The organism is Paraburkholderia bannensis, assembly GCF_014200455.1.
GTDB classification, from domain to species: Bacteria; Pseudomonadota; Gammaproteobacteria; order Burkholderiales; family Burkholderiaceae; genus Paraburkholderia; species Paraburkholderia bannensis_A.
In genome coordinates this window covers 520001-541230 of the sequence record NZ_JACHBW010000001.1, presented here as the reverse complement: position 1 = coordinate 541230, position 21230 = coordinate 520001, and the positions used below count along the sequence as shown (strand labels likewise).

Below are 21230 nucleotides of genomic sequence, written 5' to 3'. Positions count from 1 at the left end.
TGCCAGGAGTCAAAGCGCCAGATTTTAAAGCGCGGAAAGTGCCGCAAAGCGGTGAAGCGGGCCCTCGTCTTCCAGCATGCAAAGGACACGCTCTCCGCTTCGAGCCGGCCATCAGTGGCCGTGTACGACCTCGCCTTCCTTGAGCTTGTAGCGCGTGCTGCAGTACGGGCACTTGGCTTCCCCATGCGTCACGTCGATAAAGACACGCGGATGGTTGCTCCAGCGCGGCATCGACGGGTTGGGGCAATACGCCGGCAGGTCTTTGGCCTTCAGTTCGACCAGCGGCATTTCCTTGATTTCGCTCATGGGGATGATTCTCTGTATAGCAGTGGGGCGCAAAATTGCTTGGCGCGCGGGTTCTCAGACCTTGGCGAGCCAGTGCGCGTATTTCTCGTTTTTGCCGGACACGACGTCGAAGAACGCCGATTGCAGCTTCTCCGTGATCGGCCCGCGCGAGCCGGAGCCGATAGTGCGGTTGTCCAGTTCGCGGATTGGCGTGACTTCGGCGGCGGTGCCGGTGAAGAACGCTTCGTCGCAGGTGTAGACCTCGTCGCGCGTGATGCGCTTCTCGATCACGGGGATGTTCATGTCGCGCGCGAGCGTGATGACCGTGTCGCGCGTGATGCCGTCGAGGCAGGACGCGAGATCCGGCGTGTAGAGCTTGCCGTTGTTGACGAGGAAGAAGTTCTCGCCCGAGCCTTCCGAGACGTAGCCGTCGACGTCCAGCAGGAGCGCCTCGTCGTAGCCGTCGGCGGTGGCTTCCTGGTTGGCGAGAATCGAATTCACGTACCAGCCCGACGCCTTGGCGCGCACCATCGACACATTCACATGATGGCGCGTGAACGACGAGGTCTTCACGCGGATGCCCTTGGCGAGGCCGTCTTCGCCCAGATAGGCGCCCCACGGCCAGGCGGCGATCGCCACGTGAATGGTGTTGCCCCTCGCCGACACGCCGAGCTTTTCCGAGCCGACCCAGATGATCGGGCGGATGTAGCACGATTCCAGCTTGTTCTCGCGCACGACTACGAGCTGGGCGTCAGCCAGCGTTTTCGCGTCGAACGGCACGTCCATCTGGAAGATCTTGGCCGAATTGAGCAGACGTTTCGTATGCTCGGCGAGGCGGAAGATGGCGGTCCCGTTGGGGGTCTTGTAGGCGCGTACGCCTTCAAAGACGCCCATGCCGTAATGCAGCGTGTGGGTCAGCACATGGATGTTGGCGTCGCGCCAGTCCACCAGCTTGCCGTCCATCCAGATCTTGCCGTCGCGGTCGGCCATTGACATACGATTCTCCAGGCGAGTGCAGTGAAAACGGTGAATAACGGTGATTCAGCGAGCAAAAACCGGGCAAAAAGCGGCGCAAAGCGTAAGTCTATATAACGCGCATATCGGGCGAAAATCGCACCAAACCGCGACTCATCGTGCATTGCGCGCCTGTCCAGGCGCACGTCGCGCCTGAGTTCGGCAAAGAAGATCATTCTAACGTCATTTATGCGGCGCGAGCGCGCTCGCGGGCGCGCGCGGCGGGCGTCCGGGGCGCTTTACCGCGGGATCAGCGCTGGACCCGGGACGAATTGGCGGATATCTCCCGTCGATTGTATCGGCGGCTGCCGCGGGCCTGATCGTTAATCCGTTAAAGGGCATGCTGCGTTGCACAATCGTAAGCTTCGCACTCAGCGTTCTCCCAAATACGGGACATTCGCCGAAGCACGCCTCAGATCATCCTGGCTATCGGCTAAAATACCGATCTCGCAATTCGATGCCGGCTCGTGCCGAGCGCCGAGCAAGCGACCCGCGCCGGCGCCTGGAGACGGCAGCCGCGCGGATCCCGCGCCGCGCCCGTCGCGCATTTCGCCGCCCTGGCTGCCTGAGGAAACGCCTACGCGTCCCTCGGGGCCCGCGGACCTGCATCGCCTTGTCACCGCCTTCCCACCATCAAGATGACATGTCCATGAACAAGGTTCTGCGTCTTTCCGATCTGATCTCCGAAGGCAAGCTCAAAGGCAAGCGGGTGTTCATCCGCGCCGACCTGAACGTGCCGCAGGACGACCACGGCAACATCACCGAAGACACCCGCGTGCGCGCTTCCGTGCCGGCCATCAAGGCCGCGCTGGATGCGGGCGGGGCTGTCATGGTCACGTCCCACCTGGGCCGCCCGACCGAAGGTGAATTCAAACCCGAAGACTCGCTCGCACCGGTTGCGAAGCGTCTGGCCGAACTGCTCGGCCGCGACGTGCCGCTGGTCGCCAACTGGGTCGAAAACGGCGTGAACGTGGAGCCGGGCAACGTCGTGCTGCTCGAAAACTGCCGCGTCAACAAGGGCGAGAAGAAGAATTCCGACGAACTCGCGCAGAAGATGGCCCGGTTGTGCGACATCTACGTGAATGACGCTTTCGGCACCGCGCACCGCGCCGAAGCCACCACCTACGGCATCGCCAAATACGCGGGCATCGCCTGCGCAGGCCCGCTGCTGGCGGCCGAACTGGACGCGCTGGGCAAGGCGCTGGGCGCGCCCAAGCGTCCGCTGGTGGCAATCGTCGCAGGCTCCAAGGTCTCGACCAAGCTCACCATCCTCAAGTCGCTGGCCGAAAAGGTCGATCAGCTGATCGTCGGCGGCGGCATCGCCAACACGTTCATGCTGGCCGCAGGCCTGAAGATCGGCAAGTCGCTGGCTGAAGTCGATCTGATCGACGACGCCCGCGCGATCATCGACGCCGCGCGCGCTCGTGGCGCTTCGGTGCCGATCCCGACGGACGTGGTCACGGCCAAGGAATTCTCGCCGACGGCCAAGGCCGAAACCAAGGACGTCGCCGATGTTGCCGACGACGATATGATCCTCGACATCGGCCCGGTGACGGCCAATGCGCTCGCCGCGCAGCTCGCGCAGGCCGGCACGATCGTGTGGAACGGCCCGGTTGGCGTGTTCGAGTTCGACCAGTTCGGCAACGGCACCAAGACGCTCGCGGATGCCATCGCGAATTCGGGCGCGTTCTCGATCGCAGGCGGCGGCGACACGCTCGCGGCCATCGCGAAATACAACATCGCGGACAAGGTCAGCTACATCTCGACCGGCGGCGGCGCGTTCCTGGAGTTCCTGGAAGGCAAGAAGCTGCCGGCAGTCGAAGTGCTCGAAACCCGGGCGGCTTCCTAAGTGGCGCCGCGCGCCCCGGCCGGGAAGGCCACAAACAAGCTTCCTCGTGCGAACGCGCAACAGCGCGCCGCAGCCGGGGCCGCCCAGCAGAAGGGGCGCGCAGCGCCCCAGGCCGCCGCACAGCAGGGGCGTGCGCCCCTGCAAGCCGCGTCAGAAGAGGCACGGGCGGACGCGACCGCCGTTGCTGTTCTCGACGCGGTGACTGAAACTGAATTGACGCCTGAACCGGCAACTGGGTTGGCAACTGAATCGACTCCGTCTGGCGCAGCGACCGCTGAATCGCTCGCGACAACGGTGACGCCGCAAGCCGCTGAAGGACGCACGGACACGTCCATCGGCGAGGCTTCGCAGGCCGCTTCAAAGCCATCCGCACAGGCAATTACGCATGAAAGTAACGCCGCACCGGCCGCGCCAGTAGCGCCGGCCGTCGCGGCGCCGTCAAAGAAAGCGACGCCGGGCATCACCGGTGCGCGTTACGGCCGCACTGCACCCGCAGCGCCGCCGGCCAGCACTTCTCGCAGTAACGGTTTTCCCAGCGATCCTATCCAGACGAGGAGACTCATGCATCGCGCCACCAAGATTGTCGCCACCATCGGTCCGGCTTCCAGCACGCCGGACGTCCTGCTGAAAATGATCCACGCAGGGTTGGACGTGGTGCGCCTCAACTTCTCGCACGGCACCGCCGACGATCACCGTCAGCGTGCCGAGAACGTGCGGGCGTGCGCCCGTCAGGCCGGCCGTGAAGTCGCGATCATGGCCGATCTGCAAGGCCCGAAGATCCGCGTCGGCAAGTTCGAGAACGGCAAGACGCTGCTCGAACCGGGCCAGCCCTTCATCCTCGACGCCGAATGCGAACTCGGCAACGACGAGCGCGTCGGTCTCGACTACAAGGACCTGCCGCGCGACCTGAAGCCGGGCGACGTGCTGTTGCTCAATGACGGCCTGATCGTGCTCGACGTGTCGCGCGTGATCGGCAGCGAAATTCACACGACCGTGAAGATCGGCGGCGAGCTGTCCAATAACAAGGGCATCAACCGTCAGGGCGGCGGCCTCACGGCGCCGGCCCTGACCGCGAAGGATATGGAGGATATCCGCACGGCGATGTCGATCGGTGTGGACTTCGTGGCCGTGTCCTTCCCCAAGAACGCCACCGACATGGAAATGGCGCGCCAGCTCGCCAACATCGCGGGCGCACCGTTCGGCATCAAGCCGAAGATGATCGCGAAGATCGAGCGCGCCGAAGCGATTCCGGCGCTGCAGGAAATTCTCGATTCGTCGGACGGCATCATGGTCGCGCGCGGCGACCTGGCCGTGGAAGTGGGCAACGCGGCGGTTCCCGCGCTGCAAAAGCGCATGATCCGCATGGCGCGCGAGTCGAACAAGCTCGTGATCACCGCCACGCAGATGATGGAGTCGATGATCTACGCGCCGGTGCCCACGCGCGCCGAAGTCTCGGACGTCGCCAACGCGGTGCTCGACGGCACGGACGCCGTGATGCTCTCGGCGGAATCGGCGGCGGGCAAGTATCCGGTGCAGACCATCGAAGCGATGGCCGCGATCTGCCTCGAAGCCGAAAAGTCCGAACAATCCGAGCTGGACAAGGATTTCCTCGACCGCACCTTCACGCGCATCGATCAGTCGATCGCCATGGGGGCGCTGTTCACGGCCTATCACCTGGGCGCGAAGGCAATTGTCGCGCTGACGGAATCGGGTTCGACCGCGCTGTGGATGTCGCGCCACTGGACCCATGTGCCGATCTTCGCGCTCACGCCGCGCGAGGGCAGCGAACGCGCGATGTCGCTCTATCGCAATGTCACGCCGCTGCATCTGGACACCAGCAGCGACCGTGACACGGCGCTTCAGCAAGCCATCGAAGTGGTGGTGAGCAAGGGCTACGCGTCGCGCGGCGACATGGTCGTGCTGACCGTGGGCGAGCCGATGGGCCAGCCGGGCGGCACCAATACGCTGAAGATCGTGCGTGTCGGCGACGTTTTGTAACCCGGTGCGGTGACGCGGTTCTGAGTTAACACCATTAGCGCCGACTGGTATCAAATTGGTATCGGATCGGCGCTAAATGTCTGCAAGATCGCAGTGAAATCGCCGTAAATCCCCGCTTTTCCGGCTTGCGCACAGGTGAGGCACCGCGCGGGCTGTCAATCCTTTTTGCATCTTCTCGCGGATTTGACGTTTCGATACGCCAATTTCATGCCAGTTGCGCGTTTCGGCGCGGGAATTGCAGTCGCTTCGCGATAAAATCACGCTATTGAGCCCGCGACGAGCACGCGGGAGGCGGCCGCCAGGCCGCCCTCGACCGGCTGCGCAAGACGGCCGGCGGCACGAAGCAATTCGTTTCAAATCAAAGGAGTAGCAACAATGCCTCTCGTTTCAATGCGTCAATTGCTCGACCACGCGGCCGAAAACGGCTACGGTCTGCCCGCGTTCAACGTGAACAACCTCGAACAGGTTCAGGCGATCATGGAAGCGGCCAGCCAGGTCGGTTCGCCCGTGATCATGCAGGCCTCGGCCGGCGCGCGTAAGTACGCGGGCGAGCCGTTCCTGCGCCACCTGATCGAAGCAGCGGTCGAGTCGTATCCGCATATCCCGGTCGTGATGCACCAGGATCACGGTCAATCGCCGGCCGTCTGCATGGCCGCGATCCGCAGTGGTTTCACCAGCGTGATGATGGACGGCTCGCTCGAAGCCGACGGCAAGACGGTTGCTTCGTACGAGTACAACGTCGATGTGTCGCGCAAGGTCGTGGAAATGGCGCACTCGATCGGCGTCACGGTCGAAGCGGAACTGGGCGTGCTCGGTTCGCTGGAAACCATGAAGGGAGACAAGGAAGACGGTCACGGCGCGGAAGGCACCATGACGCGCGAGCAGCTCCTGACCGATCCGGAGCAGGCCGCCGATTTCGTCAAGCTGACCCAGTGCGACGCGCTGGCCATCGCCATCGGCACCTCGCACGGCGCCTACAAGTTCTCCAAGAAGCCCACGGGCGACATCCTGTCGATCCAGCGCATCAAGGAAATCCACGCCCGCATCCCGAACACGCACCTGGTCATGCACGGTTCGTCGTCGGTGCCGCAGGAACTGCTGGCTGAAATCCGCGAATTCGGCGGCGATATGAAGGAAACGTACGGCGTGCCGGTGGAGGAGATCCAGGAAGGCATTCGTCACGGCGTGCGCAAGATCAATATCGACACCGACCTGCGTCTGGCCATCACGGGCGCGATCCGTCGCTATATGTACGAGAACCCGTCGAAGTTCGACCCGCGCGACTACCTCAAGCCGGCTCGCGAAGCCGCGAAGAAGGTCTGTGTGGACCGCTTCCTCGCGTTCGGTTGCGAAGGTCAGGCTGGCAAGATCAAGCCGGTCTCGCTCGACAAGATCGCCGAGAAGTACAAGTCGGGCGAACTCGCGCAGATTGTGCGCTAAGTCCGGCTGATCTGACTTCATCTGCGGGCGGTTGCCCGTTGAGCGCGAGACCCGTAGCGAGATGAAAACGTCGCCGTTTCCGCCAGTTTCGGGGGGACGGCGATGAGCTTTTTAGCGGTTTTTGGTTTACCCTCGCGGTTTACCTTGGCAGTACTTTCTGGATTCCGGCCTTCCGCGCCGGTCCCGCTTCCGTTTCGATTGTTCTTTTAGCGAATCACGACGATGTCTACCCTCTACGAATCCACGCTCCGCTCGCTGCCGCTTCTCGGTCGCGGCAAGGTCCGCGACAACTATGCCGTGGGCACCGACAAGCTGCTGATCGTCACGACCGACCGCCTCTCGGCATTCGACGTGATTATGGGCGAGCCGATTCCGCGCAAGGGCGAGGTGCTCAACCAGATGGCTGACTTCTGGTTCGAAAAGCTCAAGCACGTCGTGCCGAACCACCTCACGGGCGTGGCGCCCGAAACCGTCGTGTCCGCCGACGAAGTCGAACAGGTCAAGGGCCGCGCCGTGGTGGTGAAGCGCCTTGAGCCGATCCTCGTCGAAGCCGTGGTGCGCGGCTATCTGGCCGGTAGCGGCTGGAAGGACTATCAGGCAACCGGCGCGGTGTGCGGCGTCGATTTGCCCGCAGGCCTGCAAAACGCCCAAAAGCTGCCCGAGCCGATCTTCACGCCGGCCGCCAAGGCCGAAATGGGCCATCACGACGAGAACATCACGTACGAGGAAATGGAGCGCCGCATCGGCACCGAACTCTCGCGCACGATCAAGGAAATCTCGATCAAGCTGTACAAGGAAGCCGCCGATTACGCCGCCACGCGCGGCATCATCATCGCCGACACCAAGTTCGAATTCGGTCTGGACAACCATGGCCAGTTGTTCCTGATGGACGAGGCGCTCACTGCCGACTCGTCGCGTTTCTGGCCCGCCGACCAGTATCAGGTGGGCTCGAACCCGCCGTCGTTCGACAAGCAGTTCGTGCGCGACTGGCTCGAAACCCAGGACTGGGCGAAAGAGCCGCCGGCGCCGAAGCTGCCGGACGAAGTGATCGAAAAGACCTCGGCCAAGTATCAGGAGGCGCTCGAGCGCCTCACGGGTCAAAAGCTCGCCTAAGCGGGCACGCGTCAAGTATTTAGAGGGAAGAAGGAAGCACAATGAGCGAAGTTCAGACGGCCCACCAGCACGCAGCGCCTCTCGTGGGCGTGTTGATGGGTTCCAGCTCCGACTGGGATGTGATGAAACACGCAGTCGCGATCCTGCAGGAGTTCGGCGTGGCGTACGAAGCGAAGGTTGTTTCGGCGCACCGCATGCCCGACGAGATGTTCGAGTACGCAGAGAAAGCGCGCGAGCGCGGTCTGCGGGCGATCATCGCGGGCGCGGGCGGCGCTGCGCACCTGCCGGGCATGCTGGCGGCCAAGACCACCGTGCCGGTGCTCGGCGTGCCGGCGGTCAGCAAGTACCTCAAGGGTGTGGATTCGCTCCACTCGATCGTGCAGATGCCCAAGGGCGTGCCGGTCGCGACCTTCGCCATCGGCGAGGCGGGCGCGGCCAACGCGGCGCTCTTCGCTGTCTCGATGCTCAGCGGTACCGATCCCGAATACGCGAACAAGCTTGCGGCTTTCCGTGTGCGCCAGAACGAAGCGGCGCATGCGATGGTGTTGCCGGCGCTGTAAGCGCCCCCGTCGGCGCGGGCGCTCGCGATGTGCGCGTCCCGCCGACGTTAAACCCCGGTCTGGTCCGTGCGACGCACTCCCACGCGCCGCGGCCAGCCGCGACCGACCACGAAGATGACTCCTGACAACTCTCCGGTTTCACCGATCCTGCCCGGCGCCTGGCTGGGCATGGTGGGTGGCGGCCAGCTCGGCCGCATGTTCTGTTTTGCTGCCCAGGCGATGGGCTATCGCGTCGCCGTGCTCGATCCCGACGCGAGCAGCCCCGCGGGCGCCGTGGCCGACCGCCACATCTGCGCCGCCTACGACGACGAGGCCGGCCTGACCGAACTCGCGCGCCTGTGCGCAGCCGTCTCGACCGAATTTGAGAACGTGCCCGCCGCGAGCCTCGACGCGCTCGCCAGATCCACCTTCGTCAGTCCCGCTGGCCGCTGCGTGGCGATCGCGCAGGACCGCATCGCCGAAAAGCGCTTTATCGCGTCGTCGGGCGTGCCGGTCGCGCCGCACGTGGTGATCGAATCGTCGCAGGCGCTCGCCGCCATCGACGACAAGACGCTCGCCGATGTCCTGCCCGGGATTCTCAAGACCGCGCGCATGGGCTACGACGGCAAAGGCCAGATCCGCGTCACCAACGCCGAGGAAGTGCGCGAAGCGCATGCGTCGCTCGGCGGCGTGCCCTGCGTGCTGGAAAAGCGCCTGCCGCTCAAGTTCGAAGTGAGCGCGCTGATCGCGCGCGGCGCGAACGGCGCGGCCGTGGTCTATCCGCTCGCGCAGAACACCCATCGCAACGGTGTGCTCTCGCATACCATCGTGCCCGCGCCGGACGCGAGCGACGCGCTCGTGCAGCAGGCCCAGCAGTCTGCGCTGCAGATCGCCGCGAAGCTGGGCTACGTGGGTGTGCTGTGCGTAGAGTTCTTCATCCTCGAAGACGGTTCGATGGTCGCTAACGAAATGGCGCCGCGTCCGCACAACTCAGGCCACTACACGACCGACGCGTGCGCGACCAGCCAGTTCGAGCAGCAGGTGCGCGCGATGACCGGCCTGCCGCTGGGCGATACGCGCCAGCACTCGCCGGCCGTGATGCTGAACATCCTCGGCGATGTGTGGTTCCCGGCAGGCGCCGGTGAAGCGAAGGCCCAGAAGGGCGCAGCGCCCGTCACGCCGCCGTGGGATCAGGTTGTGGCGATGCCGGCTGCGCGGCTGCATCTGTACGGCAAGGAAGAGGCGCGCGAAGGCCGCAAGATGGGCCACGTGAACTTCACCGCGCCGACGCTCGACGAAGCGCGCGCGGCCGCCCGCGACTGCGCGCGCCTGCTGCACATCGTCACGAGCTGAGTTGGACCACACTATGTCTTCCGATCAGCAGAACGGCGCCGCCGCGCCGCCCGTCAGCGATGCCGACATCGACCGGGCCGCCGCGTTGCTCGACGCGGGCGAGCTGGTCGCGTTTCCCACTGAGACCGTCTACGGTCTGGGCGGCGACGCGGCCTCGCCCGACGCGGTCGCGCGCATCTACGCGGCCAAGGGCCGGCCCGCCAACCATCCGGTGATCGTGCATCTGCCGCCGGGCGGCGACCCCACGTACTGGGCCGCCGAATGGCCGCAGGCGGCGCAGAAACTCGTCGATGCCTTCTGGCCCGGCCCGCTCACGCTGATCGTCAAGCGCCACGCGCGCATTCCCGATGCGGTGAGCGGCGGCCAGGATTCGGTGGGCTTGCGCTGCCCGTCGCATCCGGTCGCGCAGCGGCTGCTGGCGGCGTTCTCGCAGCGTCGCGGCGGCCATGGCGGCGTGGCGGCGCCGTCGGCGAACCGCTTTGGTCACGTTAGTCCGACCACCGCGCAGCACGTGCGCGACGAGTTCGGCGCGGCGGTCCATGTGCTCGATGGCGGCGCGTGCGACGTCGGCATCGAATCGACCATTCTCGATCTCTCGCGCGGCTTCCCGGCGCTGCTGCGACCCGGCCATGTGAGCCCGCAGGACATCGCGCGGGTGCTGGGCGAAGCGCCGCGTCTGCCCGATGGCTCGGACGCCACCGCGCCGCGCGCCTCGGGCACGCTCAAGGCGCATTACGCGCCGCGCACGCCGCTGGCGCTGCTGCCGTTCGACGCGCTGGAGCCGATGCTGGCTGCCGCGCGCGATGCGGGCGAGACGGTCGCGCTGGTGGCGCGCGTTTCGCGTGCGCAGGCGTGGGCGAGTGCGGCGAACGTGCATTTCGTGGCCGCGCCGGAAGAGCCGCAGGTCTACGCGCGCGAGCTGTACAGTCTGCTGCGCGCGCTCGATCGTGCGAACGTCGCGCGCATTCTCATCGAAAAGCTGCCGGAAACGATCGAATGGATCGCCGTGAACGACCGGCTGGGCCGCGCGGCGGCGGCGTTCGAGCAGCAACAGGACTGAGGCGCTCGCGCCCGCTCGCAGCTTGGGCGCCGCGCATGAAAAAACACCCCACGGCCGCAAGTCGCGTGGGGTGTTTGCTTTTAGTGCGGCAGAAGCAGGCTGATTACGGCGCCTTGCCGATGCCGGCCGCAGCCAGTTGCGTCTCGACGTAGGCGGCGAACTGCGCGTGCAGCGCCGTGGTCGGGTGCACCAGATCCGCGAACATATAGGTCGTGGGCGCGTCGGCGCTCGTGAGCGTCTGCGGCGAGCAGAACAGCGACGACGCGAATTGCGCGCCATACACGGCCGCAGCGGCGTTGATGACGGTCTGCGACGTGCCCGACGGCAGACCGAGCACCGACGGATGCGCCAGCGCGTAGTTGGTGGCGTTCTGCTGCATCAGCGTCAGGTTGCACGCCGTGCCCGTGTTGGTCGTGCTGAAGCCCAGGCTTGCCGCATTGGCGATCGACGAATCGAGCCACGAGAACGTATCCACCAGCACGACCTTCTTCGCCGCGATCGAGGTCGACAGACCCTGGATCAGCGTCAGGTTGTACGCGGCCGTGATGAGCGAGAGCGCCTGGTCGGGCGCGCCCGTCGAGCCGGGCGTGACCTTCGCGGCGGCGTCGACGGCGAGTGCGGCCGGCGTCTTGCCGATGTCCGGCACCGTCACGACGGCCACCTTGGGGGTGCCGGCGATCTGCGTGTTGACGAGGTTGGACAGTTCCGTGGCGGCTTCGAGGATCGGCATGATCGAGGCGAAGTCGGTCGCGGCGTTCGTATCGGCCTTGACGACCTGCAGCAGCACGGCGGCGGGCACGAGCGCCGTTGCCTGTGCGGTGCTGAAGCCTTGCTGGACGAGCGAGGCGACCACCTGCTGCTGGACCGTGGTGTTGCTCACCAGCGTCGCATAGGAGCTGGCCGCGAGCGCCTTGCCGAACGCCGTCAGACCTGCCGCGCTGTTGTCGACCAGACCGAGGATTTCGTTCGCGCCGCCTTCGACCAGCACGAGCTGGTTCGCATTGAAGCTGCCGTGTTGCGCGAGGTATTGCTGAAGCTGCCACGTGATCGGCTGCTCGCTGGCGGCCGGAATCGCGGCGCTGGTGTTGCTCACGCCGCCGGTGAAGACGAGCGCGCCGCCCTGGGCGTAGTCGAGACCGCCCGTGGCCGTCAGCGGCAGGCCGAAGCCGCCTTCGAAGGCCGGGCTCAGCGTATTGCCGAAGTATTCGGAGACCTTCTGCGCCCAGACTTCGCCCGGGTTGGTCGTGAAGCGGCCGCCGCCGAAGCCCGGCGTGATCTGCTCGGAATAGGTGCCGGCGTCGGTCAGGCTGGTGCCGAAGGCCACGACCTGCAGCTTGGTGCCCGAAGGCGGCGTGGCGCTCGAATTGTTGTCGCCGCTGCTGCCGCCGCCACAGGCGGCGAGGAGCGCGAAAGCCGCGCTCGCGAGGGCGATCTGGGTGGTGCGCAGCATCGTACGGTGTCTCGGTGCTTGTTGCTTCATATTCACTTCATCTCCTCTGTGTGTGGCGGGTGTTGCCACTGTTGCCACTGCCTTGTTGCCGCTTCGTTCCAGTACGGATAGATCCGTGTTCTGAGGCGCGCGGCGGTCGGGTCGTCGGGGCGGCCAGCAATTTCAACCCCGACCCGGACCGCCGTTGCCATGTTGCGATACTTCGTCCACGCCGACTGCTCCGCACTGCCGGCCGCGCAGCGCTTTTTGTGTTTTGCGTCGATCCCCGGGCTGTGGCCATCAGCCTACGCAATCTCTCAGGTCTTGCGCGACCCGAGGTCACCCTCGGTGTTGTTTTCCGTCACCGTGAATGGGGTTCCTTGCTGCATGCGCTGCTCTCCCGGCTTTGCGTCCTTCCATGCGTCTTTCCTTGCGTCCGGCATTGCATCCCGCATTGCATCCCGTCGTGCGCACCAATCCGGCGGCGCGAACAGTGCAGCAAAGCGCGTGCGCCAGTCGGGCATGCGCGCACAGTCGCGGCCAATGTCGATCCACTCGTGAAAACTCGCCTTGAGCGGGTTATGGCTGTCGAGCGGCTTGACGATGCCGTACACCGGCGGCTCGTGCGCGTCTTCCTCGACATAGCTGCCGAACAGGCGATCCCAGATCGCCAGCACGCCGGCATAGTTGCGGTCGATATAGCGGTCGTTGCGCGCGTGGTGGACCCGATGCATCGACGGCGTGTTGATCACGGATTCGAGCCAGCCCAGCTTGCCGATGGCTTGCGTGTGCACGAAGAACTGAAAGCCGAGATTGACGAGCACGATGCCGACGATCTGCATCGGCGGGAAGCCGAGCACGGCCAGCGGAATCCAGAAAAGCCACATGCCCGCGACGGGATACATGAGGCTCTGGCGAAACGCGGTCGAAAGATTCAGGCGTGCCGATGAATGATGGACGACGTGTGCGGCCCACAGCCAGCGCACGCGATGGCTCGCGCGGTGGAACACGTAATAGAGCAGATCCTGCGCGACGAATAACGCGAGCCATGCGAGCCATCCCGGCTGCCAGTTCACGATGCGCCAATGGTGATAAACCCACGCATAGACCGGAATGGCGACGAGCCAGGCGAGCTTGTCGGCGCCTTGATGCATGAGCGCGAGCGCGGCGTTGCAAAGCGTATCGGGCCAGCTGTAGAGGGCGGCGCCGGGGCGCGTGCGGGCGAGATGCCAGGCCTCCCAGCCGATGCAGGCGAGGAACACGGGCGCGAGCGCGAGCAGCAGCCATTCAGCGTCGAACTGCACGAACGTCGTCCTCCTTGTCCCGTGGGCGGCGCTGGTCTGCCAGCGCGGCGGTGTTGTCTCTGTTGTGTTGTGTCTTATTGTCCGTCTGATGCGGACGCCGGCGCGCCTGGGTGTTGTATGTCGCGCTGCTCGGACTGTGCCCGTCAGAGTACACGCGACACGCACGCGACGCTTGAGGCTTTGCTAGAGGAAAACTTCGAAGGCAGACGCCGCGATTCGATCCATCGCGGCGGTTTTGCACGCCCTTCGAGCGGCCCGGATGGGCATTCCGGGCGTCGAGGGCGGCAGTTGGAAAGGCGCGGCGGGCACGCGCCCGCCGGGCGTTCTGGAGGACTAATGCGCGGCGTGCTGCTTCTTTTTGGGCGTAGCCTTCGCGCTCGCCTTTTCAGCCGGCTTTGCCTTGTAGTCGACGCGCTCCACATGCCCAACCGGCTTCGAAGCGTGACCGGCGCGCGACGCTTTGGTCGAGCGCTTCGGATGCGGATCGACATAGACCGGCGCTTCTTCGGGCATGCCCTTGTAGACCCATTCGAGCAGCGAGTCGTGCGCAGCGCGTGCGGCTTCGGCGCGCGGGTCGTTGATGAGGCTCACGACGATCCACGTGCTGCCGTTTTCGGCGGCCACATAGCCGGCGATGGCGCGCACGTCGCGCAGCGTGCCGGTCTTGATGTGCGCGTTGCCGCCCACGCCCGCGTTAGTGAGACGGTTGCGCATGGTGCCGTCCACGCCGACGATTGGCAGCGAGTCGATGAACACCTGCGCCACCGGGCTTGCATTCGCCGTCTGCAGCAGATTCGCCAGCGACAGCGCGCTGATGTGCTCTTCGCGCGACAGGCCGCAGCCATTGTCGAGCACGAGTTCGGGCATGTTCAGGCCGCTGCGGCGCAGGAACGTGGTGACGGCCGCGGCGGCCTTCTGGGTGGTGGCGGGCGGCTTGTTCTCGACCGCGCCGAGCGTGAGGAAGAGGTTGCGCGCCATCACGTTATTGCTGAACTTGTTGATGTCGTGCACGACGTCGCCGAGCGGCGGGCTCTGGTGCACGCCAAGCACGCGCGCGCGCGGCGGCACGACGCCCTCGCGCGTGGTCCCGGCGAAGCTGCCGCCGGCCTGTTGCCAGAGCGCGAGGAAACCGTCCGCGAAGAAGGTCGAATGATCGACCGGGGCGGCCATGTTGAGCGTGCGCTCGCCGCAGCGCATCGCGTAATTGCCCGCGAAGCTGGCGGTGACGAGGCCGTTCGCGCCCGGCGTGACCTGGGGGCTGGGCAGCAGGCCGCCGCACGCGCCGCCGCGCTCGCGAATCTGGTTGTCGATCTGCCATTGCGCGACGGGCGGCACGATGTCGATCGACACGCCTTCGCGCGACGGCGAGAACGTGAACGACAGCGCCTTGAAGGCGTACATCAGCGGATCGGGGCCGACGTTGTAGGGCGCGCTTTCGTCGCCGTCGAACGAGGGCAGGTCGCGCGTGGAAGGATCGAATTCGCTCTTGTCGAGCACGAGCGAGCCTTCGATGCGCATGACGCCGGCCTGGCGGATCTTCTGCACCAGATCGACCAGTTCTTCGGGCACCAGCTTGGGGTCGCCCGTGCCCTTGATGTAGAGGTTGCCGTGCAGCGTGCCGTTCGCGTCGACTTCGCCATCGGTGTAGGCGGTGGTCTTCCAGCGATAGTCGGCGCCGAGCATCGCCAGACCGCTCCAGGTGGTGACGAGCTTCATCGTCGAGGCGGGCATCATCGGCTGGCCCGCGTTGACGGCGAGGCTCGGCTGACGGTCGCCGACCTTCTCGATCACCACGCTCACCGACGACAGCGGCACGTGCGCTTTCGCGAGGCCCGCCATGACGCTCGGCGGCAGATCGGTGCTCACATTGACGGCCGGCAGGCGCGGCGCGCCTTCGGGCTGCGCCTGGGCGGCCGGCGCGCCGGCGAAGGCGGTTGCGAACGCCGCGCACGTGAGGGCGAGCGCGAGCGCGCGCGGGCGGGGGGCGCGCGTCGGACGGAGGACAGTGCGTAGTCGGGACAGCAAAACGGGCGGCATGAAAAACGTGGGCAACGTTGGGATTGGGCGGGCAGTGCAGGGACCGCGCGCGGTGCGCACGGACGCGGAAAACATCGGCAAGAACAGGAACAAAAACAGCGGCAAAAACAGCAAAAAATCGCGCTCGCTCTACGCCGGCGATGCATGCGCCGCCACCAGAAAATCGGGCGACATGAAAGGGCGCAATCAGCATCGCGGCGTGGTGCGCCGCAAAAGCGCTCATTGTAAAGACCTCGCGCGGCGTGCGTGCGTCGCGTACATGAAATCCGCACAAGTTCGGCCCGAGTTCCCCAAAAAGGCCGACAAACGTTACGCGAGCGCAGGGTTGCCGCCAGCTTTGCGCGCCCGGACCGACTGCGCGTTGAAAGGGAAGGCCGTGGCGAGGCGCTAGAATGCAGCATCGCTACCAACGAAGCGCGGCCTTCAAGCGCCGCGCTGTCCATTCATCAAGATGCGCATACTGCTAGTCGAAGATGACCGCATGATCGCCGAAGGCGTGCGCAAGGCGCTGCGCGGCGACGGCTTTGCGGTCGATTGGGTCGAGGACGGCGAAGCCGCGCTGTCGGCCGCAAGTGGCGAAAGCTACGATCTGATGCTGCTCGATCTCGGGCTGCCCAAGCGCGACGGCCTCGATGTGCTGCGCACCTTGCGCGCGCGCGGCAACGCGCTGCCGGTGCTGATCCTCACTGCACGCGACGCCATTGCCGATCGCGTGAAGGGGCTCGACGCGGGCGCCGACGATTACCTCATCAAGCCCTTCGATCTCGACGAACTGGGCGCGCGCATGCGTGCGTTGATCCGCCGTCAGTCGGGCCGCAGCGATTCCACCATCCGTCATGGTTCGATCACGCTCGATCCGGCCTCGCACCAGGTGACCCAGGACGGTACGCCCGTCGCGCTGTCGGCGCGCGAATTCGCGCTGCTCGAAGCGCTGCTCGCGCGTCCCGGCGCGGTGCTCTCCAAGACCCAGCTCGAAGAAAAAATGTACGGCTGGGGCGAGGAGATCGGCAGCAATACCGTCGAGGTCTATATCCACGCGCTGCGCAAGAAGCTGGGGGCCGATCTGATCCGCAACGTGCGCGGCCTCGGTTACATGATCGCGAAGGAAGCGTGAGGACGCATAAGCACGCATAAGGACGCCGCGCAACGCATGAGTTCAATACGAAGACAATTGCTGTTCTGGCTGCTCGCGATCGTGGTCGCGGGCGTGTGCCTCGCGGGCTGGCTGATTTACCGCCAGGCGCTCGCGGAAGCCAACGAACTGTTCGACTACCAGTTGCAGGAAATCGCCGAGGCATTGCCCTCCGAGCCGTTCAACGAGATCCTCAGTTCGCGCGACACCGGCGACGAGGGCATCGTGTTGCAGATCTGGAATCGCAACGGTGTCCTGATGTATTACTCGCATCCGCGTGCGCCGCTCGCGCCGCGCGCGGAGCTTGGCTTTTCCACCGAGAAAACCGATCGCGGCGACTGGCGCGTCTATGGCGCGATCGTCGGCGACAACGTCGTGCAGTTGGCGCAGCCGGTATCGGTGCGCAACCGGCTCGCCGCGAATGTCGCGCTGCGCACGCTCTGGCCGCTGATCGTGCTGCTGCCGTTTCTCGGCCTCGCGGTGTGGATGGTGGTGGGGCGCGGGCTCAAGCCGCTGTCGCGCGTGGCGCGCGCGCTCGACACGCGTCATCCCGAGGCGCTCGATCCGCTGCCCGAAGAGCGTTTGCCGCGCGAAGTGATGCCGCTCGTACATGCGCTGAACGCGCTGCTCGAACGCCTCGCGCAGGCGCTCGACACGCAAAAGGCCTTTGTTGCCGATGCCGCGCACGAACTGCGCACGCCGCTCGCGGCTGTGCAGATCCAGGCGCAATTGGTTGCGCGCGCAAGGGATGACGAGACGCGCCGCGAAGCGCTGGGCGATCTGCAGGCGGGTGTCACGCGCGCGACGCGGCTGGCCGAACAGTTGCTCGCGCTCGCGCGTTCCGAACCCGATGGCCACGCCCGCGCCCAAAGCGTCGATCTGCACGCGCTACTTGATGATTGCGTGCTCAACTATGCGCCGCTCGCGCAGCAGCGCGGCGTGGATCTTGGCATCGAGGAAAGCGTCGCGGCGCAAGTGGACGGCGACGCGCATGCCTTGCGCGTGATGTTCAACAATCTGCTCGACAACGCCACCAAATACACGCCTGCGGGCGGGCGCGTGGACGTGAGCCTGCTGATGCAGGACGGACATCCGCTCGTGCGGATCGCCGATAGCGGCCCCGGCATTCCGGTGGAAGAGCGCGCGCGCGTGTTCGATCGTTTCTATCGCGTGGGGGCGGGCGCCAATCGCGCGCGTACCGATGTGGCGGGCACCGGTCTGGGTCTGGCGATCGTGCGCCGTATCGCCGATCAGCACGGGGCCGTCATCACGCTGGACGATTCCCCCGCGGGTGGCTTGCAGGTGGAGGTTCGGTTCTGAGTCTTTCGTTATGCTTTCGCTTTTGTCCGGCAGTCTGGCAAGGCCGATTGACGCGATATCGATGCGCGCGCATCGATCCCCGATTCACTCTGCATCGCCGCGAAGGCCCGCCACACGGGCCTTCGCGGATTAGTTCCTGAATTAAGACTCCTTTAAGTGACGCGGCTTAACCTTCGTTACGTCGTGATCGCATCCCGCGCAAGGAGTCCAACATGAATACCAAAGTCATTACCCGTAGTGCTGTGGCCATCGCCGTTGCCGTCGCCTTGTCGGCGGGATACGTGGCCGGGCGCCGCGATGTTCCGCCGCCGCAGGTCATCACGCCGGCTCAGGCCGCGATGATGCCCGCCGAAGCCGCGGCCAGGACCGGCATTCCTGACTTCTCGGGCCTCGTGGAAACCTACGGCCCGGCGGTCGTCAACATCAGTGCCAAGCACGTGGTGAAACAGACGGCGCTGCGCGGCGGTAACGGTGGCGGCGCTGGCGGTTCGCAGCAACTGCCGATCGACCCGAGCGATCCGTTCTATCAATTCTTCAAGCACTTCTACGGCGGTATGCCGGGCATGGGCGGCGACGGCAGCGGCGGCGGCGGCGCCCAGCCGGATACGCCGAGCGCGAGCCTGGGGTCGGGCTTCATCATCAGCCCGGACGGCTACATTCTCACTAACGCGCACGTCGTGGACGGTGCGAACGTCGTGACGGTCAAGCTCACCGACAAGCGCGAATTCAAGGCCAAGGTGGTCGGCGCGGACAAGCAGTCGGACGTCGCCGTGCTCAAGATCGACGCCAAGGATCTGCCGACCGTGAAGATCGGCGACCCGCGCCAGAGCAAGGTCGGCCAGTGGGTGGTGGCGATCGGCTCGCCGTATGGCTTCGACAACACCGTGACCTCGGGCATCATCAGCGCGAAATCGCGCTCGCTGCCGGATGAGAACTACACGCCGTTCATCCAGACCGATGTGCCGGTGAACCCCGGCAATTCGGGCGGTCCGCTCTTCAACCTGCAGGGCGAAGTGATCGGCATCAACTCGATGATCTATTCGCAGACGGGCGGCTTCCAGGGCCTGTCGTTCGCGATCCCGATCACCGAAGCCATGAAGGTCAAGGACGATCTCGTCAAGACCGGCCACGTGAGCCGCGGACGCCTGGGCGTGGCGGTGCAGTCGATGAACCAGACGCTGGCGAATTCGTTCGGCATGGACAAGCCGCACGGCGCGCTGATCAGCTCGGTGGACGCCAGCGGCCCGGCGGCCAAGGCGGGCCTGAAGCCCGGCGACGTGATCGTGGCCGTGAACGGCGAACAGGTGGGCGATTCGTCCGATCTGCCCGCGCTGATCGCGGGCATGAAGCCGGGCACCAAGGCCGACATCCAGATCTGGCGCGACAAGGGCACGAAGGATCTGACGGCCACCATCGGTTCGCTGTCGGACAGCAAGGTCGCGTCGAACGATACGCAGCAGTCGCAGATGCAAGGCCGTCTGGGTGTGGCGGTGCGCCCGCTCACGCCGGAAGAGAAGAGCAATAGCTCGCTCGATCACGGTCTGCTGGTCGAGCAGGCGGGCGGCGCGGCGCAAAGCGCCGGCATCCAGCAGGGCGATGTGATTCTCGCGGTGAACGGCCGCCCGGTGATCAGCGCCGATCAGCTCAAGCAGATGATCGCGCAGGCTGGCAACAGTATCGCGCTCCTGATCCAGCGCGACGACGCGCAGATCTTCGTGCCGGTCGATCTGGGCTGATTTTGATCCGCTACGCTATCGGTTCCATCGGTTCCATCGGTTCCATCGGTTCGCTCCAGCGGTCTGCCGCGCTTCATTGACCGATTTCTGCCAGACCGCTTTTCACTGCCGTCCGGGCTTCGCGCCCAGACGGCAGTTTTCTTTTGGGCGTCTCGCAAGGCGGCATACGATATGGGCATGGGGTTTGCTGCCTGCATCGAATCGGCAACCTGTACGAGGAGCAGCCACGATGAAGATGTTTGATAACACACGTCCCGTCCTTTCGGCCGCCGCGCTGGCGGCCACCCTGGCGATCGGTGCAGTCGGCTTCGCGGGCGGTGCCAGCCTTGCATTCGCGCAGCAGGCCATGCCGCCTGGCGGCAATGCCGGCATCGACAACATGAGCGGCACCACGGGCAACGCCACTGTCGGTGGTTCGAGTAGCGACGATTCCAGTGCCGGCAACATCAACGGCGGCGGCATGCCGCAAGTGCAGCAACAGGGCGATGTCTCGTACGTCTCGGGCGGCGTCGGTCAGGACGAGTCGAAGGCGCTGCAGGCCGCACAACATTCGTGGCCGCTCGCGCTGCGCTTCACGGGCCGCAAGGCCGAATTCCTCGCCGATGTCCACGTGCAGATCACCGACGCACACGGCGCGAGCGTTCTCGACGCCACTTCGCGCGGACCTTACATGCTCGTGCGCGTGCGCCCGGGCCGCTACACCGTGCACGTGAGCCATGCGGGCGTCGATAAAACCAGTGCCGTGACGGTGGGCTCGAACGGCAGCGCCCGCGCGTCATTCGTCTGGTAATCCCGGGCAACCGGCGGGGGAGAACAGGGCGGCAGGCCAAGCGCCGCCGCCCTTGACTGTCTGCTGGCCCACATAAAGCCGCATCCGGCGCGGCGCCTGTGGCCGCGCTGCATCGAAGTCGCGCAAGCCGGCAAAGTTTGGCCGATAATGAAGCCACGGGTCCGCCGTGGCTTTTTTGTCGTAGGTTTGAACGGTATGTGCGCCGGTTTTACGTCGGTGTCACGCGTACCGATGACAATGCCCGGTTGCGCGCCCGTCAGGGAGCAGCAAAGAACAGCCAGGACCGGCCGTGCCGGCATCCGGGCACACCAGCGGCAATGCGCCAGCCAGCGGCGGCGCACATCGATCAGGAGCGGACCATGACGGTCGAACCGGATGCCGGCCATCGCATCGACATCATCGTGAACCGTCATCGCGTGCGCGTGATCCACGGCGGCATCACGATTGCCGACACGCTCGCGGCGCTCACCGTCAGCGAAACCGGCTATCCCGACGTCTTCTATTTCCCGCGCGCCGATGTGAACATGGCGCGTCTCGAACGTTCGGAGCGCACCGCCGCGTGTCCGCACAAAGGCCACGCGGTGTATTTCCATTTGCGCACCGAAGACGGCCGTATCGAAGACGCCGCCTGGAGCTACGAGTCGCCACACGACAGCGTGCGCGACATCGGCGGCTATCTGGCCTTCGACGCCGAACGCGTTGACCGTATCGACCAGACGTCCTGAATGTCCTGAGTGTCCTGAGTGTCCTGAGTGTCCTGAGTGTCCTGAATCACGCCTGGCATCCATAAACATCTATTCGAACTTCTCGCACCGCGACCGGGGAGCCGCC

At 65.4% G+C, this 21230-nt stretch carries 18 protein-coding genes; 13 read left to right on the top strand and 5 right to left on the bottom strand.

Translation table 11 applies throughout. From position 1 onward, the window contains the following. Window positions 1–111: 111 nt before the first annotated feature. Both F4827_RS02520 and F4827_RS02515 read right to left on the bottom strand, forming a co-directional pair. Complete coding sequence (locus F4827_RS02520; protein WP_027817860.1) at window positions 112–306, bottom strand: zinc-finger domain-containing protein; 195 nt, start codon at window positions 304–306, stop codon at window positions 112–114. 54 nt (window positions 307–360) lie between these two features. Further along, a complete protein-coding gene (locus F4827_RS02515; RefSeq protein ID WP_183720039.1) occupies window positions 361–1281 on the bottom strand; it encodes a branched-chain amino acid transaminase in 921 nt (306 codons plus the stop codon). Window positions 1282–1948: 667 nt separating this feature from the next. Here F4827_RS02515 and F4827_RS02510 point away from each other — a divergent pair. The 7 genes from F4827_RS02510 to F4827_RS02480 all read left to right on the top strand — a co-directional run bounded on the left by F4827_RS02510 (window position 1949) and on the right by F4827_RS02480 (window position 10651). Continuing rightward, the gene (locus tag F4827_RS02510) at window positions 1949–3148 is read left to right on the top strand and encodes a phosphoglycerate kinase (protein WP_183720042.1); all 1200 of its coding nucleotides are present in this window, start codon (window positions 1949–1951) and stop codon (window positions 3146–3148) included. A 561-nt stretch (window positions 3149–3709) separates the two neighbouring features. After that, a complete protein-coding gene (gene pyk / locus F4827_RS02505; protein WP_183720045.1) occupies window positions 3710–5146 on the top strand; it encodes a pyruvate kinase in 1437 nt (478 codons plus the stop codon). 375 nt (window positions 5147–5521) lie between these two features. Continuing rightward, a complete protein-coding gene (gene fba / locus F4827_RS02500; protein WP_103706355.1) occupies window positions 5522–6586 on the top strand; it encodes a class II fructose-bisphosphate aldolase in 1065 nt (354 codons plus the stop codon). Between the two features lie 222 nt (window positions 6587–6808). Further along, window positions 6809–7699, top strand: a complete 891-nt coding sequence (locus F4827_RS02495) for a phosphoribosylaminoimidazolesuccinocarboxamide synthase (RefSeq protein ID WP_183720048.1) — start codon at window positions 6809–6811, stop codon at window positions 7697–7699. A gap of 41 nt (window positions 7700–7740) precedes the next feature. Further along, window positions 7741–8259: a 5-(carboxyamino)imidazole ribonucleotide mutase gene (gene purE, locus F4827_RS02490; RefSeq protein ID WP_167065128.1), complete on the top strand. Its 519-nt coding sequence runs from the start codon at window positions 7741–7743 to the stop codon at window positions 8257–8259. Window positions 8260–8373: 114 nt separating this feature from the next. Then, window positions 8374–9591, top strand: coding sequence for a 5-(carboxyamino)imidazole ribonucleotide synthase (locus F4827_RS02485; protein WP_183720051.1), 1218 nt, complete (start codon window positions 8374–8376; stop codon window positions 9589–9591). Window positions 9592–9604: 13 nt separating this feature from the next. Further along, window positions 9605–10651 carry an L-threonylcarbamoyladenylate synthase gene (locus F4827_RS02480; RefSeq protein ID WP_183720054.1) on the top strand — a complete coding sequence of 349 codons (1047 nt, stop codon included), beginning with the start codon at window positions 9605–9607 and terminating at the stop codon, window positions 10649–10651. A 103-nt stretch (window positions 10652–10754) separates the two neighbouring features. Here F4827_RS02480 and F4827_RS02475 read toward each other — a convergent pair whose 3' ends face one another. From F4827_RS02475 to dacB, 3 genes are all read right to left on the bottom strand, one after another. After that, window positions 10755–12101, bottom strand: a complete 1347-nt coding sequence (locus F4827_RS02475) for an SGNH/GDSL hydrolase family protein (protein WP_311671900.1) — start codon at window positions 12099–12101, stop codon at window positions 10755–10757. Window positions 12102–12397: 296 nt separating this feature from the next. Beyond that, the gene (locus F4827_RS02470; protein ID WP_183720060.1) at window positions 12398–13384 is read right to left on the bottom strand and encodes a sterol desaturase family protein; all 987 of its coding nucleotides are present in this window, start codon (window positions 13382–13384) and stop codon (window positions 12398–12400) included. A 333-nt stretch (window positions 13385–13717) separates the two neighbouring features. Further along, the gene (dacB, locus tag F4827_RS02465; protein WP_183720063.1) at window positions 13718–15421 is read right to left on the bottom strand and encodes a D-alanyl-D-alanine carboxypeptidase/D-alanyl-D-alanine-endopeptidase; all 1704 of its coding nucleotides are present in this window, start codon (window positions 15419–15421) and stop codon (window positions 13718–13720) included. Between dacB and F4827_RS02460 the strand changes: the two genes are divergently transcribed. The 6 genes from F4827_RS02460 to F4827_RS02435 all read left to right on the top strand — a co-directional run bounded on the left by F4827_RS02460 (window position 15420) and on the right by F4827_RS02435 (window position 21124). Then, the gene (locus tag F4827_RS02460) at window positions 15420–15812 is read left to right on the top strand and encodes a hypothetical protein (RefSeq protein WP_183720066.1); all 393 of its coding nucleotides are present in this window, start codon (window positions 15420–15422) and stop codon (window positions 15810–15812) included. The two genes, dacB and F4827_RS02460, sit on opposite strands and share 2 nt — an antisense overlap. A gap of 60 nt (window positions 15813–15872) precedes the next feature. Then, window positions 15873–16535, top strand: coding sequence for a response regulator (locus tag F4827_RS02455; protein ID WP_183720069.1), 663 nt, complete (start codon window positions 15873–15875; stop codon window positions 16533–16535). A 36-nt stretch (window positions 16536–16571) separates the two neighbouring features. Continuing rightward, window positions 16572–17873, top strand: a complete 1302-nt coding sequence (locus F4827_RS02450; RefSeq protein ID WP_183720072.1) for an ATP-binding protein — start codon at window positions 16572–16574, stop codon at window positions 17871–17873. A gap of 212 nt (window positions 17874–18085) precedes the next feature. Continuing rightward, a complete protein-coding gene (locus F4827_RS02445; RefSeq protein WP_183720075.1) occupies window positions 18086–19609 on the top strand; it encodes a DegQ family serine endoprotease in 1524 nt (507 codons plus the stop codon). Window positions 19610–19838: 229 nt separating this feature from the next. Next, complete coding sequence (locus F4827_RS02440; protein ID WP_183720078.1) at window positions 19839–20399, top strand: carboxypeptidase-like regulatory domain-containing protein; 561 nt, start codon at window positions 19839–19841, stop codon at window positions 20397–20399. A gap of 359 nt (window positions 20400–20758) precedes the next feature. Beyond that, window positions 20759–21124: a DUF427 domain-containing protein gene (locus tag F4827_RS02435; RefSeq protein WP_183720081.1), complete on the top strand. Its 366-nt coding sequence runs from the start codon at window positions 20759–20761 to the stop codon at window positions 21122–21124. Window positions 21125–21230: the final 106 nt, after the last annotated feature.

Coding starts and splice junctions, on each gene's coding strand:
- F4827_RS02435 (WP_183720081.1), top strand. CDS start 20,759: ATGACGGTCGAACCGGATGCCGGCCATCGCATCGACATCATCGTGAAC.
- F4827_RS02440 (WP_183720078.1), top strand. CDS start 19,839: ATGAAGATGTTTGATAACACACGTCCCGTCCTTTCGGCCGCCGCGCTG.
- F4827_RS02495 (WP_183720048.1), top strand. CDS start 6,809: ATGTCTACCCTCTACGAATCCACGCTCCGCTCGCTGCCGCTTCTCGGT.
- F4827_RS02445 (WP_183720075.1), top strand. CDS start 18,086: ATGAATACCAAAGTCATTACCCGTAGTGCTGTGGCCATCGCCGTTGCC.
- purE (WP_167065128.1), top strand. CDS start 7,741: ATGAGCGAAGTTCAGACGGCCCACCAGCACGCAGCGCCTCTCGTGGGC.
- F4827_RS02480 (WP_183720054.1), top strand. CDS start 9,605: ATGTCTTCCGATCAGCAGAACGGCGCCGCCGCGCCGCCCGTCAGCGAT.
- fba (WP_103706355.1), top strand. CDS start 5,522: ATGCCTCTCGTTTCAATGCGTCAATTGCTCGACCACGCGGCCGAAAAC.
- pyk (WP_183720045.1), top strand. CDS start 3,710: ATGCATCGCGCCACCAAGATTGTCGCCACCATCGGTCCGGCTTCCAGC.
- dacB (WP_183720063.1), bottom strand. CDS start 15,421: ATGCCGCCCGTTTTGCTGTCCCGACTACGCACTGTCCTCCGTCCGACG.
- F4827_RS02455 (WP_183720069.1), top strand. CDS start 15,873: ATGCGCATACTGCTAGTCGAAGATGACCGCATGATCGCCGAAGGCGTG.
- F4827_RS02515 (WP_183720039.1), bottom strand. CDS start 1,281: ATGTCAATGGCCGACCGCGACGGCAAGATCTGGATGGACGGCAAGCTG.
- F4827_RS02520 (WP_027817860.1), bottom strand. CDS start 306: ATGAGCGAAATCAAGGAAATGCCGCTGGTCGAACTGAAGGCCAAAGAC.
- F4827_RS02460 (WP_183720066.1), top strand. CDS start 15,420: ATGAAAAACGTGGGCAACGTTGGGATTGGGCGGGCAGTGCAGGGACCG.
- F4827_RS02510 (WP_183720042.1), top strand. CDS start 1,949: ATGAACAAGGTTCTGCGTCTTTCCGATCTGATCTCCGAAGGCAAGCTC.
- F4827_RS02485 (WP_183720051.1), top strand. CDS start 8,374: ATGACTCCTGACAACTCTCCGGTTTCACCGATCCTGCCCGGCGCCTGG.
- F4827_RS02475 (WP_311671900.1), bottom strand. CDS start 12,101: ATGCTGCGCACCACCCAGATCGCCCTCGCGAGCGCGGCTTTCGCGCTC.
- F4827_RS02450 (WP_183720072.1), top strand. CDS start 16,572: ATGAGTTCAATACGAAGACAATTGCTGTTCTGGCTGCTCGCGATCGTG.